The sequence below is a fragment of the Paenibacillus sp. FSL R5-0810 genome (genome assembly GCF_038002285.1).
GTDB lineage: Bacteria > Bacillota > Bacilli > Paenibacillales > Paenibacillaceae > Paenibacillus_AQ > Paenibacillus_AQ lactis.
In genome coordinates, this window is the sequence record NZ_JBBOCF010000001.1 from 3804083 (window position 1) to 3821248 (window position 17166).

The following is a 17166-nucleotide window of genomic DNA, read 5'->3' on the forward strand; positions in this document are numbered from 1 at the left end:
CTGCATGAGGCTGCAGGAAGCTGTGCGACCATGATTAAGCGGCTTGAAACCGAGGGAAGCCTTAAGGCAAGAGAAGTTGAGGTATGGGTGATCGCACCTGTTTTCGATTCCTAGGAGAAGCCGGCTTTAAGCAGACTGCGGACTTGGCATCATCATCTTGACGGTGGTGCCCATCCCCCCGCCTTCCGAGCTCAGCCTAAGACCATAGCGTTCACCGAACACAAGCTGGATCCTGCGGTGCACATTGAGCAGCCCGATGCCTCCAATCCCTCCGATGCCCCACGCGTCTCCGCTTGCAGCTGACGAGGATTCTGCCGTCGCAGCGTCCCACTCATGAGCATGGGAGAACCGGTCTAATATTTCACGCTGCCTCTCAGCGGACAGACCTGCGCCGTTATCCGTCACGCTGACCCAGAAGATGTCATCGCTCAGGCCTGCTGAAATCGTGATCCAGCTCGACTCGTCGATGCCGTCCGGAAACGCGTGCTGAAACGCATTTTCGATCAACGGCTGCAGCGTCAAGCGAACCATGCTGAATAGCAGCAGCTCAGGCGGCACCTCCACCCGCAGGTCAAATTCCAGTTCATGCCGATGCTTCATGATGGTCATGTAGCTCAGCACATGGTTCAGCTCATTAGCCACTGTAATCTCCTCCAGAGACGTAAGGAGGGAGTAACGCATCATATAAGCAAGAGAGGATACCATTTCCGTAATTTCGGACGAGCCTCTGACCTCTGCGTAACAGACGATCGTCTCCAGCGTGTTATACATAAAATGCGGATTGATCTGCAGCTGAAGAGCCTGGAATTCCGCACGCTGCCTGGCGATAATGATCTTCTGCTGCTGCAGCTCGCTTTCGTACACCCGCTCGATGAGCTCCGACAGACGGGTTACCATCAAATTGTAACGCTGCATCATCTCGGTCAATTCATCGTCCCGCTCGGGAAGCTCAAGCGGCGTCCAGCGGCCCTGCTCCGTCTGCCGCATCCCCCGGATGATGGTCTGGATCGGCTGGGTGATGGAACGCACGAACCGGTAAGCGAGCAAGCACGCTGCAAGCAGGCTGACAAGGCCGATGCCCCAGACGGTGGTGCGGATATTGGCGATGGGCTTGCGCCACTCTTCCAGCGGTATGGAGGTGACCAGACGCCAGCCCGAATAAGGCGACATTCTTGCCATGAATACCCGCTCCTCGCCATCCGCCGTCGTGTACCGGAAGGAATCCTCGCCCGCATCCATAATCCGGTCCCTCAGCTTCGGATCCTGTGCAGGTGATGAAGCGTCGCCCACCAGGCTCTCCGGCTGGTACACCACGTGGCCGTCGGCATCGGCGATGTAGAAGTATCCTTGCTCCCCAAGATCGATTCCTTGCCAAAGCGTCGAGAGCTCTTGAGACCGTACCTCCATGGCCAGCACGCCCTTTTCCGCGATGGAGGACAGGCCCTTGATCTGTCTTGTCATCCGAACCACGCTGCCGCCTCTTCCCGGAATGATGCTTGCGGTATCGATCATCAGCCCGCTCTCATCCTTTGTCAGCCTGCGCAGATCCGCAAGCTGTGCCGACTTCTCCTCCGCGCTGAACACCGGCTCCGCAACGTCGGAGCTGAAGCTGTAGACGGCATTGCCGTCGTTGGAGAGAATATACATGGTCAGCAAATCCGGCCCCCGATCCATCTGCGGGCGAAAGACCATTTCCTTAATCGTCGAGCTGATATGATAGTACTCGTAGTTGTCGGCGGGATTCGGCAGATCCACGAATTTTTTCAATTCCCGGTTCGTCAGCAGCGTAATCATCGTCCGGTCATACGACTTAATGTACATATCCGTATGAATCAGCGCATTCTGTACCGTTTGTGACATATGCCGGTCCAGCTGCTGGTCCAGTTCTGCCGATGAACGGGAATAAGTGACAATGCCGATTAGAAGTGAGGACAGTACGATGATGGACACGCAGTACAGAAACAGCTTGCGGTACAGCTTGCTGCTCATCCGTTAAACCCCAGCATGGACCGGTATTCCGTCGGGGTGTGCCCCGTCACTTTCTTAAACATCTTCGTAAAATGGGGGTAATCCTCATAGCCTACATTCGCGGCGACGTCGATGATCCGCATATGCGGCAGCGCCAGCAGCTCCTTTGCCCGCTCCATCCGTCTGTGGATACGGTACCGGACAAAGGTTTCGTTCGTCATCTTCTTGAACATCGCGCTAAAATACGTGGGCGTGTAGCCCGCCATTTCAGCCACTTCCTCCAAGGTGATTTCCTCGGACAGATGCGAATCGATGTAGGACTTCACCTCCTCCAGCGGATTTTTGAAGTTGCCCCAGCGCTGGGTGATCAAATCCGCGGTCATTTGCTTGACCCTTAGTTCAAACGCTTGGAGCAGCGGCTCCGGAGCCGCCCCATGACCCAGCGGCTTGATGGCCGTCAGCTCCATGTATCCCTTGGACACCAAGCGCCGGTAGATCATGCCCACCGCGTCATCCAGCAGCTGCTGCAGCTGCTGGACGCTGAGCCCGGCTGCCAGCAGCTGCTCTCTCCATTCTTTTAACAGCTGATCCAGCCGTTCCGTCTGCAGCATCCAAATTTCCTGTCCAATATTTTCGATCCAGTCGACATAGGAAGCAAGGGACACAATCCCTTTGTGACGATGCTTCATGATCGCATCGAACGCCTGATGAAGCATCGCCCCCGTCACCGGTTTCAGCAGATAATGCTTTACGCCATAAGCCAAGCACTGCTGGGCATACTGAAATTCGCCATACCCGGAGATGACGACGATCTGAATGTGCCCGTACTGCTCATGAAGCTCCCGGCACAGCTCCAGCCCGTTCATTCTGGGCATCCGAATATCGGTCAAGAGCACGTCCGGCTCGGCCTCCTTGATCCGCGACAAAGCATGCTCGCCGTTTACGGCCGTATCAATCGCGTCAAACCGCAGGCGGTAAGATTCCGCCATTTTAACCAGCCCTCTCCGAATGACGGGTTCATCATCAGCAATAAGCAACCGCATTATTATCAGCCTCCTGTATGTAGAAGAATTCGAATGATTCCGATGAACAACCTCGCCGGCGGGACGAGAAGGTACCCTCCTGGGTCAGCCGACAAGCGGCTTGACCGGCGGATACCTATTTTTTTCGCAGCCCACATCAGGTGAAACGCTTACATATCGGCTTTATTGTATAGAAAAATTCGCCTTTGCTTGATAAGTCCTGCCGGCTATTTTGCAGGGTACCGAGGCTGCGCGCCAGTAGAGTCATCTTGTGCGATCCACGACATTCTCCTTGTTCTTCCAGCGCTCCGTTGCCTCCTTAATGATCTCGTTCCCGCCTTTGGCCCGATATTCCTCCAGCACCTTCGGCCAATCGGAGATCGGCTGCTTGCCGTAGATCATTTTGACCATGCTGTCCAGAATGAATTTCGGTCCCGTATCTCCCGTCGAGGCAAGGTCCGGGAACTTGGAGAAGCTGTTCAGGTTCGCCGTAAAGGTAATGCCGCCGCGCCCTTCGTTGCTGAGCACATCGCGGAATGCGGCCACTACGTCCTGGCCGTCTTCCGTAAGGGCTGTCTGCTTCTTGTTGTAGGTCAGCTCATGCACAAACCACAATTGGTTGGCCCGGAACCCGGCTTCATCCACTTCCTCCTTCTTTACCGGCCATGTGTAGTTGACTTTACCGTTCTCAGTCGTGTAGTTCTCGCCTTCGATCCCGAACGAGAAGAACATATCCGCTTCCTCTGTCAGCATCCAGTCCAGAAACTTAATGATCTCGATCGCTTTTTCCTTGCCGACCTTGCTGTTGATGTAAAACGTCGTTGAGATCGAGCTGTATAAGCCCAGGCCGCCTTTGCCGTCCGGCCCGGTTGGAGACGGATAAATATCTACTTTCATCGAAGGGTCCACTTCCTTCAGCTTCGTGCGAAAGCCGATGAGCCCTTCGCCGTTGGAAGCCCACATGCCGGACTTGCCTGAATTGATGTTGCGCCTGTAATCAACCTGCGAGAGCGAGGCAAAGTCCTTCGGGATCAGCCCTTCGTCATACATGGTCTTGTACGTTTGAAGCGCCTTGGTCATATTCTCTACATCGAAAAACTTCGGCACCACCTCGCCGTTCAGCTCCATGAATTGAAACGGCAGCACATCGTAAGCGCCAAGGAAGGTATCCGCATATTTGAAATTCTCGCGATACTGATACGGATGCTCAACGCCCAGCTTCTTGAACGCGCGCAGCATATCCAGGTACTCCTCGACCGTCTTCGGCGCTTCCTTGATGCCAGCCTTCTCCATCAGATCCGTACGGATAAATGTAGCGCGGCGCGACAGGTTCTCCAGCCAGGAGGGAATGCCGTAAATGCTGCCGTTATACGACACCTCCTCCCATGCCTCCGGTGTCACCATTTTCATCAGATTCGGCGCATGCTCCTTGAGCAAATCATCAAGCGGCATGAATACGCCGGCTTCCACCGAGCCCGACATGGAGGCCGTCGTAGGCCCGCCTCGCATATTTCCCACAACATCCGGGATATCGTTGCCGGCAAACATCAGGCTCATCTTCTGGTCGAATTCCTTGTGCGACATCAAACGGATATCCAGATCGGTGTTCGTCATTTCCTCCAGCTTCAGCACCCATTTGTCGTTATTGATATCCGGCGAGGATTCAATATAGATATTGCCGCCCGTAGAGAATGAAATCGAGAAGGACAGTTTCTCGGATGCGGCCGCCCCATCCTTAGCTCCCGGCTGAGCTCCCGCTTGTCCGCCCTCACCCGCTTTTCCTCCGCAGCCTGCCAGCAGCGTTAGGATCAGGCAGCTCACGAGCAAAACCGAAAAGCCTCTCTTCATCAACCTCTCCCCTTTCCACGAAATCATCAACCGTTCATTTCATTTGGAGATCAAACAAGCTCCAACATGCCATCGATCCATCTCGATCCTTATGATTCATATCTGTCCATGCCTATCCGTCGCTTATCCATGCCGAGCCATGCCCAATCAGTCACCCTGCCACTCAAAGGTAAGCGCTTACGTAAAATCAATTTCATGGTAGCCTAAATCGCCTCATTTCCGTATTGGCGTTTTTTATGATCCTGTGTGTTCTTTTACGATCCGGCTTGATCGAGCCGATTATTGTGTCCATCCCCCCTATCTGGTTGGTCATGGCAATCTCCCGCAGGCGAACCTGCAGCGAAAAACAGCCTCAGGTTATTGATATAGTATAGTGCGAACGAGTACGAATTCCAATGCGCGACCGCGCAGAACAACCCTTAACGCCGACGCCCCAGTCGTGACCAAAAGCTGTGCGGATCATCAAACCCATAATACGCTTAATGGCGTTGTAGGTACGAAGCGGTTGTTATCAGTGTTATCAGATTGCACGCGGTTTTCTCTGCCATTACGTACAAGCTCTCACCAGGAACAACCGTCAAACGGAGGCGTCGTTCCATCCGATTACATCATAGAGGCTCGCTATTATCGCTATATGTGAAAAAGCGTCCAATCCCAAACCACGGTGAAGAACCGCGGATTACGGAAAAGGACGCTTAAAAAGCGATTGATATAAACATCTCTACATCAGTCTGTCGACTTTTTGCCGGCCATGCTTGAATCCCGCGAAAAATGAGAGCACGCCTGAGAGACAAGGCGCGATGCAATACCGGCTTGCTCGTTCCATCAGCCGGGATCGACGCGTAATCAGCATCGCTGGTGCATCCTTCTTGCGAGACTCGTCTGCCTAACGGCGCGTAATGCTGCCGCTATTCATCCGGATGAAGGATTTCCCGGATCGGAATCGCCATATTCCAGGTCTCCGTGCAGTCATGAAATCCGCGGCTTCCATCCGAAGTCGCCGCGAACATCCAGGCAGGGCGCCCTCCCTCCATAAGCAGAAACGGGCGCTCCAGATTGCCCATCAGCCGCTCGGTGCCGTCATCCCAGCGTACCCTGCGGGAGTACGCCGGCTCCCCGGGCGTCGTCGTCAACTGCCATCGGCCGCCGGAAGCGGACCATGCGTGGATGCCGCCATATCGCTCCCCGGACAGCGAGCCGTCCATATCCTTGGCAATCATCTCGTATCCGCGTGGTGTACGCCATATAAACGGATCCTCAACATGAACCGACGGGGGAAATAGAGGCTCATCGCCGCGAACGTAAGGACCGTGCACCGATCCTGCACAGGCCACCCCAAGCTGCATGTTTCCGTAAGAATGCCCGGCATAAGGTCGGGATTTATAGATGAGCAGCACCCGGCCGTCCGGATGGATGCATGGAGCCGGATTGGACACCAGGTAGCTGTCGAAGCGGTCCGGGCGCGGCGTCAAAACGGGTCGGTCCGGCCGGGTCCACGGCCCCCCAACGGATGGCGCCGTCGCGATGCCGATTCGTTTATTCGCTCTTGCCGCAACGGCAAGCGGATCATCCGGCCGCAGCTGCCTTCCGTCCTCCGGCAGAGGGAACGGGAACGTGGTGCCCATATAATAGAGCACATATATCCCGTCCACCTTCACGATGTGCGGATTATGCACGCTGCATCCGTCCCAATAGGCCGGGGATCTGGCGCCAAGCACCGTTTCCTCGTATCGGTACGGGCCGGCCGGATGATCCGCAGCCGCCCGGACGATCTCCGAGGCCGCAAGCCACCCGGGATGCATGGGCAGCGATTTCGGCCAGCGCGAAGCGAACATATGGTATCGGCCGTCCTCCCCCTCGATTACGCTTCCGCACCAGACCCAATAGCCCGGCATGCGGAAGCCTCCGGCTGCCGGTGCAGGATCAAACACCAGCCTCATGGCTTTTCCCTCCTTCTTCTATAGGCAGCAAGGTTATTTTTCGCAACTTCATTAAAGAGTTTCCGGCTAGTGATAAGCCCCGGATTTCAAGATGGTGGAGTCCCCGCGAGCTTACCGTAAGCGGGCCCGTCTCGAGCTCTCCCCAGCTCCCGTCGCCGCCCGTCTCCTCTATCGTTGCCTCCACCTTCTGCTCATCAAGCGACACCTCGAACCGGCCGCCCGCCTGCTCGGCATCGGCGGATAATGTGACCATAAGACGACATCGGACAGGTCTTTCTTCTTCCGAACGAAATGTCCAGTGAACAGCTGCACCGGGATCAGCCCAGCCAGTTACGCCGTCATGCCCGCGTTTGCCGTTATCGTAATGAACGCCTCCCTCAATCCGTCCATCGTATGCCCAGAACGTGTTCGGCATTCCGGCAATGAATCTGGGGGTCGGATCCGCCTTCAGCTCCCCCAGGATCTTGACCTTGATCACCGTTGCATACGGATGCTTCCGGACCGAACGAACGTCAATCTCCACGTCCCAAGGCCCAAGCTGCCGGAAGGCAAGGCTGCGGGGATGCTCATGCTCTCCGATGCCCCCTACCGGCTGCGCATACTGGACCCGGCTCGCGAGACCGGGCAGGATCAATCGCCCGTCCGAAGGCCAATCTCTTACAAACAGATATAACGCGGACTCGTCCGGCTTCCATGTACACCAGCCCCACTGCGGCACGCCGATCGGACTTTCCTCTGTCCCGTAAATCGCTTCGCCGCTGTACTCCAGGAAACGCCCTACCGTCTCCAGCAGGCGCCTTGACGTATCATCAATCGCCCCGCTTCCCATCGGCCCAATGTTCAGAACGAGATTGCCGCCCGCGCTTACGACCCGGAGCAGCTGCTCGATCAGCTCATCCGGGCTCTTCCAATTATCATCGTCATAGCGGAAGCCCCAGGAGTCGTTCAAGGTGTGGATCGACTCCCAGTCCGGCTGCACCGGACGGAATCGAAGCTGATTATCGTGCGGATTGCCGTAATCCGCAAACCGCTCGTCCCGAAGGCGCTTATTAATGAGGCAATCCGGCTGAAGCCTGCGCACCCGGTCACGGAACCATTCGGCGTGCTCATCGCTGATCTTATGGCCGCAGTCGAACCACATCACGCCGATCGGGCCGTAACCGGTCAACAGCTCCTCGACCTGGGGCAATGCCTTCTCCTGAAGATAGCGCTCGAAGCGGGTTCTTTTGCCGTCGTCATCCACCCAATCCTCCAGCAGGTCCCACGCGCCGACATTGTCCGGGTAGTCCAGCGTATTGCCTTGCGAATCCGGATGATGCCAATCCATCGCGTGGGAGTAGTAGATTCCAAGGCGAATCCCCTCTGCTTCGCAGGCCGCCGCCAGCGCTTTGAGGGGGTCGCTCGGAAAATGAGCGTGGCGAGTGATGGAATAATCGCTGACCTTGGAGTCGTACATCGCGAATCCGTCATGGTGCTTTGCCGTTACAATCATATATTTGGCACCGGCCCGCTTCGCCAGTGACACCCATTCATATGCGTCAAAGGCATCCGGCTTCATCCCTGCGGCAGCCTCGGCGTACTCGGCAACGGGAATCTTCCCGCGCAGCTGGATATGCTCTGCATAATTCGCTTCTACGCGCTTCCCCTTCCACATGCCGCCCAGCATCGAATAAGGCCCCCAGTGCACGAAAATGCCAAACCGGGCCGCTCTCCACCAGGCTATGCGCCGGTCGAATTCGGACGCAAACTCATCCCTCTTCCATCCCTGCGCCTCCATCGGCCCTGTCTTTAGTCCAGCACCGTCCATGTATTCATCCCGTTTCATGCTCGCCCTCCTTGCCCTGATTCATCAGCAGCTCTTGGTCGTTCATGGCTTCATTATAGGATGTCGGCAGGTGCCGATTGATTGTTTTTTTGCGTTGGGGTTGTGTTTTGTTTGGGGAGGCATGGTCGATATTGGTATTGATGATATTGATATTGTTATTAATATTGCTATTCATGTTGATATTCAAATGGATCTGAATCGTCCCAACGCAACGAACATCAAAACAACAGGCCGGTCACGACCGGCCTGTTGATGCTTTATCATGGATCAAGTTTTACCGTAGACGAGCGTGCCAAAATGACGGATTCATCCTTCCACGATTAACCAGAACGTTACATAGGCTCTGCCCAATAGCTGGCTTAAACGCTGACACGGTGGTCCTGCAGCAAGGCGCAATTCCGATAGAAATCATCAATCTGCCGCCGTTCGCCATCCGTCAGCTGCTTTAAGGGCTGGCGTACCTTCGGGGAGCGCAGTACCCCTTGGAGATATAAAATATACTTTTCATACGCGATAACATCGTATTGGATCATGTGCGAGATCACCGCATTGGCCTCCGTCTGCAAAGACTGTAGGAGGCTCATATCAGGCCTTTGGGCAGTGCTGATATGATCGTGCATTTGAATGAATGGTCCCGGCATCATATTGAAGGTGCTCCCGATCGCGCCATCGGCTCCGGCACAAGCCCCGCTTAAATATACCTCGTCATGCCCGTTAAAAATCATGAACCGCTCATGGCATAAGGCGCGGATTTGCTGCATCTCAAACAGGTTCAAGGACGTAAATTTCACGCCGATACATTGGGAATGACTGCTCATGTCCGTGTAAAAATCCATCGTCAGACTCACGCTGGTAGCACCCGGGTAATGATAGACCAGCATGGGCAACGGCACGGCGGACATGATCGTTTCATAATGCTCCCGGATCTCTTTCATCGTTACTTTGTAATAGAACGGGACGACGGCCGAAACGGCATCTGCGCCAAGCTCTTCCGCGTGGCGGGCAAGCTTAACCGACTCCATGGTGCTGATGCAGCCGATATGCGCGATCACGATCACCCGGCCGTTCACCGTCTTGACGACGGACTCAAGCACCTGCTTCCGTTCTTCCGTCGTCAAAATAAACGCTTCCCCGGTGCTTCCTCCAACATAGAAGCCCGTAATTCCCAGCGAGATCTGATGCTCCACCAAACGCGATAACGACTCGAAATCGATGGATCCGTCCTCGTGCATAGGGGTCAACAATGCGGTAAATATGCCTTTAAACTTGCTTCGTTCTCCAGTTACCAGGTTCAAGGGGAGTCCCCTCCTTATGGATTAGGTCTTAACAGAAAATCATCCTCATAAAAGCTGTACCCGCGAATTTGCGCTTTCGGCGCATCGTCGGCAATATATTGGACAACATAGATTTCCCCATCTTCAAATTGCACCCATCCCGAATAACCGAGATCGGCTGCCGGGCTGCGGTCATAATCGATGGGCATGATTCTCGTCCACTGCTCCCGCCGCTCGGTCGCCTTTGCCGATTCCTGATCCGTCAGTGCGACAAAGAAGTTCTGCGTCCAGGTGCCGAGCCAGCCTTTGCCGCCTTGCATGAAACGGTACGCGATCATAATGTTTCCGCTCTGCAGCATCCCTGCAACCGGACGATGACACCCGGGGATGGGGACGCGGTAGGGTCCGCTCCAAGTCTCGCCCTGGTCATAGGAAATCGATTTGTAACAATCGAGCCCCTGCCCGGAGTTCTCCCGCAGGAAGGCAACCAGGGTTCCATCCGGGAGCGGAAGTATGCTCCCCTCGCACAGCTTCAGATCCGGATGCGAGGCCACAGTAACCGGTCCGTACCAATCTTCGCCTTGGCTATCCGAGTACCATAGACGCTGCTCGCTGACGCCTGTCTCCGCATTTCGCTCATGGGCGGACAGCAGCCACCGTCCGGATGCAAGCTCGCACAGCTTATCCGGCACGATACCGGTAACCGGCGTCTCGATGGGCTCGGACCAGCGGTTCCCTTCGGCATCCCCAATCCATATATAATTCCGTCCCCCGTTCTCCTTCTTCTCCCTAATCAGATCTGCGACGATAACAAGCCGGTCATCCCGCAGTCTCGAAATCCGAGCGCAGTTCCAGTAGGGAAATCCTTTCGTCCATGAGGTAAACGGCTTCTTGTCACTCCAGGTTCTTCCTCTATCCGTACTTTCAGTCAGCATCAGGCGCGTAGCCGACCTGTCGCCGTGATGCGTGCATTGGGAAAATACGCATACCAGCTTGCCCGCTGCAGTTAGCGTTACATCGGGCCATGCTTCATACCATTCCTCGTCTCTGCTGATCGCAAACTTTTCAATCGCCATTAACGTTCATCCTCCTTAACCGTTCTCGCCACTTCCACGGTTATTGTCTTCGTCGTTGAATGCCCGGCCTTATCCCTTGCTTCATAGGTAATGTATACGCCCGCTTCTCTCCGCGCCGATGGTTTGCGGCCAACAGCTGAAAGGACGTATCCGCTGTTCCGATGTCCGCATCCCGAATTCCTTCAAGAGGGTCCGGCGTGCCTTCGGTTGTGACAGACACCAATGCAATCGAATCGATTCCGGATGATTCATCCTTGGGGTCAAGCCTTATCTCCATCGGCACCCACTTGCGGTTAGGCGGCCAGAGAACCTCAAGATTCGGAGGGACCGTGAGCTCTGGCTCCGTCTTGTCAATGGGAAGCGCCAGGGTCCGGGTCTCTTCCACATTGCCGGCTCCGTCCCGGCTTCGGTACTCCATCGTGGTGATTCCTTCCGCAGAAACGGAGACTGCTCCTGAATAATTCGTCCATTCCCCGCCATTCAGCCGATATTCCGTGTAAGTCACCTTGGAGCCTTGATCCGCTGCCGTGAGCTCCACCGTCACATCGGACGTATACCATCCATTCATTCCGTCCGGCTCGTTCGGCGTAACGACAGCTTCCGTGACCGGGGCGGCTGCGTCGAACGGAAGCTGATACAGCTTCCTGATGTCGGATGGATCCAGCGCATGGCGATATATCCTTACATCGTCCAGACTGCCGCTCCAATCCCGATTGGCAACTGTGCCTTTATCAAAGCCGACCAGCGGCGGAGCGTCTTCGTTCGTCACATTCATAGCGGCACCGTCAAATTGGGCCGATGTCGCAGCCAATTCCCCGTTGACGTACACCAGAAGATTGCCGCCCTGCCGGACACCGGCAACATGCGCCCATTCCCCGGTCTTGACCAGACCTGACGGCGTTGCTATGCCAATCTCCCTGTTCAGCGGCAGCCCGTTCAGATTCATCCGGACTGCACCGTTCTGTTCAACCGACATCCACCACTGCGGGACGCCCCGGCCGGCCGTTCCGTACCATATCAACAGATGCCGCTGCCGGGAAAGCGTCTCGGGGTTGACCCATGTCGCGAAGGTAAAATCGCCGGTTCCAAAATGAAGATCATCGGCCTTCGTGATCTCGACGTGCGAACGCTGCATGGCATCCAAATGCAGAACATGGCCCTGTCCATCGGAACGCACCGCCCCAGGCAGGATCGCCGCGCCGTTCTTCAGCAAGCCGGTATGCCCTCTGCCTGTCACATCCGTCACGCCCCCAACGCTAACCTGCTCGAAATCCCAGTGCAGCAGCAGCTCCGGACGCGGTCTGGACCTATCCAATTCAATCGTATAGGTGCGCGTGCGATGCCCAAGCCGGGCCGTAACGAGAAGCTTATCAAGTTCGCCCAGCCGGATCGTCCTTGGTATTCCTGGTGCTGCCGGCTCGCCCGCTATTTCGATTTCGACGCCAGCTTTCGATGCGATCGGCGTAACCGTCACTGCTTCGCTTCCTTCATACAATGTAAGGCGGTAATGCTCGATATCGCTCCTAAACACGGGTGACAGCGAGCCTTCCGAGAACACCAGGCCGTCCAGCTGCACATCCTCCGTTTCGAACCAAGCCAAATTGAAGGTTGCAAACATGATTTTGTCATAAGGTGTATAACCCCCGCCTTCAAACAACAGACCTATCGTTCCGTCCGGCAGCACGGTGAGCGAGGAGTAGGCGGAATGCCCGCTGTATACCGTTTTCGCTACCGGCCAGGTGGCTCCGTCGTCATGGCTTAGGCGGACCGTCATATTTTCCCTGACGTTCTCGCTGGCCGGATTGGCGAATACCAGCAGCCTGCTGCCAAGATCATTATCGGCCGGCAAATAACGCACAATGCTCGCTTGCACGACCGGATCAATCAGCTCAGGCGCATAATACACAGGTGACCAAGTCGCTCCTTGATCTCTGCTTGTCGAGATCGCCCTCCGTTTCCGTTCTTTGTTGGCGGACAAGCGGTCGTTCCGCATCAAGGTGCCGTCCGTCAATTCCACCACGGTGGCCTCGTTCGTATCCCCTTGAATATAGCCGCTCTGATACCAGGTTAAGCCATGATCGTCGCTCTGGATGTTCCGGCCAATCGCGGGAATCACCAGCCGCCCTTGGTTAGGTCCATGCCGAAGCTGAATGCCGATGGCAGGCCCTGTTGCATCCCACCTTATATCAGGCGGCTGCACCTCTTCAAACCGATTAACCGGCTCCGACCAGGAAGCGCCGTCATCGTCGCTGTATGCGCTCCAAATCGTCCGTACGCCCCTGCTCGTTCCATTGTTGATCTCCTCGATCGTGTCCTCGCCATAATTATGGTTCATAAATAACCATATGCGGCCATTGCTCTCATCTTGTACCGCTGTTGGATTGCCGCAGGTATCCGCGCCCATATCGCAGACCGTTTGGAGCGACCCCCATGTCGTGCCGCCGTCCATACTGCGCTTTAGCACAAGGTCGATGTCTCCCGTATCGGAAGCGCTGTTTTTCCGCCCCTCGGCGAACGCCAGCAGGGTTCCGTCCATGGTCGTCAACACGGTTGGAATGCGAAACGTATGATACCCTTCCGTTCCTGCCACGAACAAATCGATATTGCGAAACTGCGCTTCCCCGTCGGCCGCTGTCTCAGCTTTGGCAGCATTACTTAAGCTAACGGGGCCATGAGGGAAGCAGGCAGCCATAACAATAAACACCATCCAGCCAATAAACGCCTTGCGAAGCGGCCTCATCATAAACGAACCCTCCTAACCTTTAATGGAGCCGACCATAACCCCTTTAACGAAGTACTTCTGCAGAAACGGATACACAAACAAGATGGGAAGCGTGCTGATGATAATAACCGCTGACTTCAAAGTGGCGGCCGGCGGCGGATTCCGCACGTATTCCAGCTGTGCCTCGTTTTGCGTAATCCCCGTTAGCAAAATATTGCGCATGATGACCTGGATCGGCATCTTGTTAATGTCATTGATATAGATCGATGCCCCGAACCAATCATTCCAATGATGAACCGCATAGAACAAGCCGATCGTTGCCATAGCCGGCATGGAAAGAGGAATGACGATTTTGAACAGAATCAGCTGAGGCGTAGCCCCGTCAATGACGGCGGACTCCTCCAGCTCCTCCGGAAGACCCATGAAGAAATTCCGAAGAATAAACAAATTCCACGCGCTGACCAAGCTTGGAAAAATAAGCACCCAAAGCGTATCCTTAAGCCCCAGCGTATCCATCAGCATATAATTAGGGATCAAGCCGCCTTGAAAGATCATGGTCAGAAAGATGAACAGCACCAGCCCGTTTCGGCCCGGCAAGCTCCGGCGCGCCAAACCGTATGCCAGCATGGACGTGAACAGCAAATTGAGGAACGTGCCCACGATGACCCTGAAAAGCGTAACCTGATAAGCATTCAAAATGATCTTCCCCCGGTTAAGAAGCACGTCATAGGCCGTAAAGTCGAGCCTTTCCGGGATCAGCACGAATGCCCCCCGGCGCATGGATTCCTCTGCGCTGATGAACGACGTCGACAGCACCGCCAGAAACGGGATGACGAACATGAGGGACAAAAAGATCAGGAAAACAATGTTGGCAGCATCAAAAATACGTTCGCTTCTCGTCGGCTTTATTCCACCCACCGTATCCCTCCTTACCAGATTCCCGTTTGGTTCATTCGCTTCGCGAAATAATTCGCACCCAAGATGAGCGTCATGGCCAGAAGATTTTTGAATAAACCGACCGCCGTGGCGAATGAATAGTTAAGCGATGTCAGGCCCTCTCTATACACATACGTATCGATGATGTCAGCCACCTCGTATACCGCAGGCGAATACAGCAGCAGCACCTTTTCGAACCCCGCATTCAGCAATCCCCCGATCGACAGGATAAGCATAATGACAATGACATGCGAGATGCCTGGCAGCGTGATATGCCATGCTTGACGAAGCCGGTTGGCACCATCGATTTTTGCGGCTTCATACAGTCCCGGATCAATCCCGGCCATGGCTGCCAAGTACAAGATCGTGCCCCATCCGACGGTCTGCCACACATGGGATACAACGAGGATGGACCGGAAATACTTGGGCTCCCCTAGGAACAGAATCGGCTCTCCGCCGAAAAACACGATGATCGCATTAAGCAATCCATTGTCCGTGGACAGCATCATCATGATGAGTCCTGCAACCACGACGGTCGAGATGAAGTGCGGCAAGTACGAGACGGTTTGAACGAACCGCTTGAACAGCCCGTTCTTCAGTTCATTCATCAAGAGTGCCAATACGATTGCAGCCGGAAACCCGAACAACAGATTGTAGAAGCTGATCAGGAACGTATTGCGGAGAACATTCCAGAAATAATAGGATTGAAAGAAACGGACAAAATGATCGAAGCCTACCCATTCGCCCGTTAATATCCCGCGTACTCCTTCGAACGGCGAGATGTCTTTGAACGAAATGATGACGCCAAACATGGGCACGTAATCAAAAATAAGAAAATATAATAGACCGGGCAGGATTAAGTAATAGTAGAACCGATGCTTTTTCACTGCAGGCCATCGGCTTTTTTTCTTGGACTCCGGCGGGGGAACCGTCGCTGCTTTAAGCTCCATGATAGGCGTGCCCTCCCGCTTTTATTTTTTCAGCTCGTGGTATTGCTTCGTGTATTCATCAATCCACATCTGCAGCCCCGCCTTGTTCAATTGTTCAATGTATTGATCAAATTCACCCAAAGGTCTTACGCCGGTCACAAACTTTACGAGCTCCTCGCTCCGCAAACGATCCAGGTCCTCCAACATGGGAACATTCTGCTTCAGCCGCTCCTTGTCGTAGACGACGGTCGCATCCAGCGGCATTTTGGCGGCGCTTACATTCGTAATTTCATGATTTAAATAATCGGCGTGCATCTTCTTCACCGGATCGCGGAAGGCGTATTTGTTCTCCGTCGCAAGGCCCAAAGAGAGCATATATTCGCCGGCATACCGAAGCTCCGGACTAAGCAGCTCGATCTCGAACTTTTGGTCATCTAAATATTTCCAATTCCTGCCGAAGGCTGCATTCAGGGTATTGGTCGGCAAGTCCTTGTATTGATAATTGATAAACTTGATTACGGCCTCCGGATTTTTGGCCTTTTTCGTGACCAGCATGCCCGTTGTGTTTCCGCGCGACGCCGTCATCAGCTTGCCGGCAGGACCCGTAAGATCTCTCGCAATCGCATAGTCCGCGCCTTCCGGAAGGTTTGGCTTGATCTGCGGGAACAGCAGCGTAATTCTTGAATACCACATGGAAGACATGCCCACCCGGTTGGTCTTCAGCAGCTCGAGCGGGTCAAATTTGGCAAAAGCCTCCTTGTAGATGTAGCCCTTCTGATACCAGTCCGCCATCTTGGCCAAGAAATCCCGGTAGCCCGGCGCCAGCTCGACCGGCTTGATTTTGTTATCGGCAGGGTCGAGCCAGTTGCTGTTGCCGCCTTCAACGAAGCCGCCCATTAGCGCATTATTGATTCCATTGATATCGGTCATCATGGGAATGGTATCCGCTTTGCCGTTGCCGTCAGGATCGCCCTCCTGGAACGCCTTCATCACCGCCTCGAGCTCATCGATCGTTTTCGGCATTTCCAAGCCCAGCTTCTCCAGCCAGTCTGTGCGAATCCATACCGGATAATGAACGGAAGGCAAGCCGCGGGGAATCCCCCAGATCGTCCCGTCTTTATCGGTCATATAATCCCAGGCTTCCTGCGGCCATGCCTTCAAAATATCCTGGCCGTGCTCCTCCAGCAAATCGTTCAGCGGAATGATGGCCCCCTTCGAAGCATACTGATCCCAATCCCCCTGAAATACATCCACTTGATCCTTGGACCCGAGCAGCAGGTTCAGCTTTTCGCCCTCGGAGCCTTTCGGAGGCACAATGGCGATCGGCTCAATCCCGAGCTCTTCCATATACATCTGTTTCATTTCCTCCAACGCGTCCGGTACGCTGCCTTCCGGCTTCTGATTCAAAGCCCCGGTATTCTGGTAAATATAAATTTTGGGCATTTCCCCGGAGCCCTTGCTGGAACCTCCATCAGCTTCCTTGGATCCGGTTGGTGTTCCATTGCCCCCGCTCCCTCCGCCGCCACATGCCGCGATCGCCAGGACGAGCATGGCCGTCAGCGTGGTCTGTGCGAATTTTTTCATCATAATCCCTCCTTCTACTTTGCGGGTCCACGATTCCAACAT

At 54.8% G+C, this 17166-nt stretch carries 12 protein-coding genes; 1 reads left to right on the top strand and 11 read right to left on the bottom strand.

What is annotated here, in order from left to right:
* Nucleotides 1-126: 126 nt before the first annotated feature.
* The 5 genes from MKX76_RS17075 to MKX76_RS17095 form a co-directional block, all read right to left on the bottom strand.
* The gene (locus tag MKX76_RS17075) at nucleotides 127-1989 is read right to left on the bottom strand and encodes a cache domain-containing sensor histidine kinase (protein ID WP_007131239.1); all 1863 of its coding nucleotides are present in this window, start codon (nucleotides 1987-1989) and stop codon (nucleotides 127-129) included.
* On the bottom strand, nucleotides 1986-3011 hold the full coding sequence (locus tag MKX76_RS17080; protein ID WP_144878200.1) for a response regulator: 1026 nt from the start codon (nucleotides 3009-3011) through the stop codon (nucleotides 1986-1988). The genes MKX76_RS17075 and MKX76_RS17080 overlap by 4 nt, the downstream gene beginning before the upstream one ends.
* Nucleotides 3012-3254: 243 nt before the next feature.
* Nucleotides 3255-4838, bottom strand: coding sequence for an extracellular solute-binding protein (locus MKX76_RS17085; protein ID WP_028405413.1), 1584 nt, complete (start codon nucleotides 4836-4838; stop codon nucleotides 3255-3257).
* A 908-nt stretch (nucleotides 4839-5746) separates the two neighbouring features.
* The gene (locus tag MKX76_RS17090; RefSeq protein WP_007131236.1) at nucleotides 5747-6778 is read right to left on the bottom strand and encodes a glycoside hydrolase family protein; all 1032 of its coding nucleotides are present in this window, start codon (nucleotides 6776-6778) and stop codon (nucleotides 5747-5749) included.
* Nucleotides 6762-8603, bottom strand: a complete 1842-nt coding sequence (locus MKX76_RS17095) for an alpha-L-fucosidase (protein ID WP_007131235.1) — start codon at nucleotides 8601-8603, stop codon at nucleotides 6762-6764. Before MKX76_RS17095 ends, MKX76_RS17090 begins: the two co-directional genes overlap by 17 nt.
* A 70-nt stretch (nucleotides 8604-8673) precedes the next feature.
* Here MKX76_RS17095 and MKX76_RS17100 point away from each other — a divergent pair, with 70 nt between their 5' ends.
* A complete protein-coding gene (locus MKX76_RS17100; protein WP_210095387.1) occupies nucleotides 8674-8856 on the top strand; it encodes a hypothetical protein in 183 nt (60 codons plus the stop codon).
* A 106-nt stretch (nucleotides 8857-8962) separates the two neighbouring features.
* Here MKX76_RS17100 and MKX76_RS17105 read toward each other — a convergent pair whose 3' ends face one another.
* Genes MKX76_RS17105 through MKX76_RS17130 form a run of 6 tightly spaced genes read right to left on the bottom strand, consistent with a single transcriptional unit; the run spans nucleotide 8963 to nucleotide 17166 of the window.
* A complete protein-coding gene (locus tag MKX76_RS17105) occupies nucleotides 8963-9898 on the bottom strand; it encodes an N-acetylneuraminate lyase (protein WP_210095386.1) in 936 nt (311 codons plus the stop codon).
* A gap of 14 nt (nucleotides 9899-9912) precedes the next feature.
* On the bottom strand, nucleotides 9913-10953 hold the full coding sequence (locus MKX76_RS17110; protein ID WP_210095385.1) for a sialidase family protein: 1041 nt from the start codon (nucleotides 10951-10953) through the stop codon (nucleotides 9913-9915).
* 40 nt (nucleotides 10954-10993) lie between these two features.
* The gene (locus MKX76_RS17115; RefSeq protein WP_341034278.1) at nucleotides 10994-13696 is read right to left on the bottom strand and encodes an exo-alpha-sialidase; all 2703 of its coding nucleotides are present in this window, start codon (nucleotides 13694-13696) and stop codon (nucleotides 10994-10996) included.
* A gap of 12 nt (nucleotides 13697-13708) precedes the next feature.
* Nucleotides 13709-14593: a carbohydrate ABC transporter permease gene (locus tag MKX76_RS17120; protein WP_007131231.1), complete on the bottom strand. Its 885-nt coding sequence runs from the start codon at nucleotides 14591-14593 to the stop codon at nucleotides 13709-13711.
* Nucleotides 14594-14604: 11 nt separating this feature from the next.
* Nucleotides 14605-15561: an ABC transporter permease gene (locus MKX76_RS17125; protein ID WP_341034279.1), complete on the bottom strand. Its 957-nt coding sequence runs from the start codon at nucleotides 15559-15561 to the stop codon at nucleotides 14605-14607.
* A 21-nt stretch (nucleotides 15562-15582) separates the two neighbouring features.
* Nucleotides 15583-17166 (bottom strand): extracellular solute-binding protein, encoded by a 1584-nt coding sequence (locus MKX76_RS17130; protein ID WP_341034280.1) that lies wholly within the window; start codon nucleotides 17164-17166, stop codon nucleotides 15583-15585.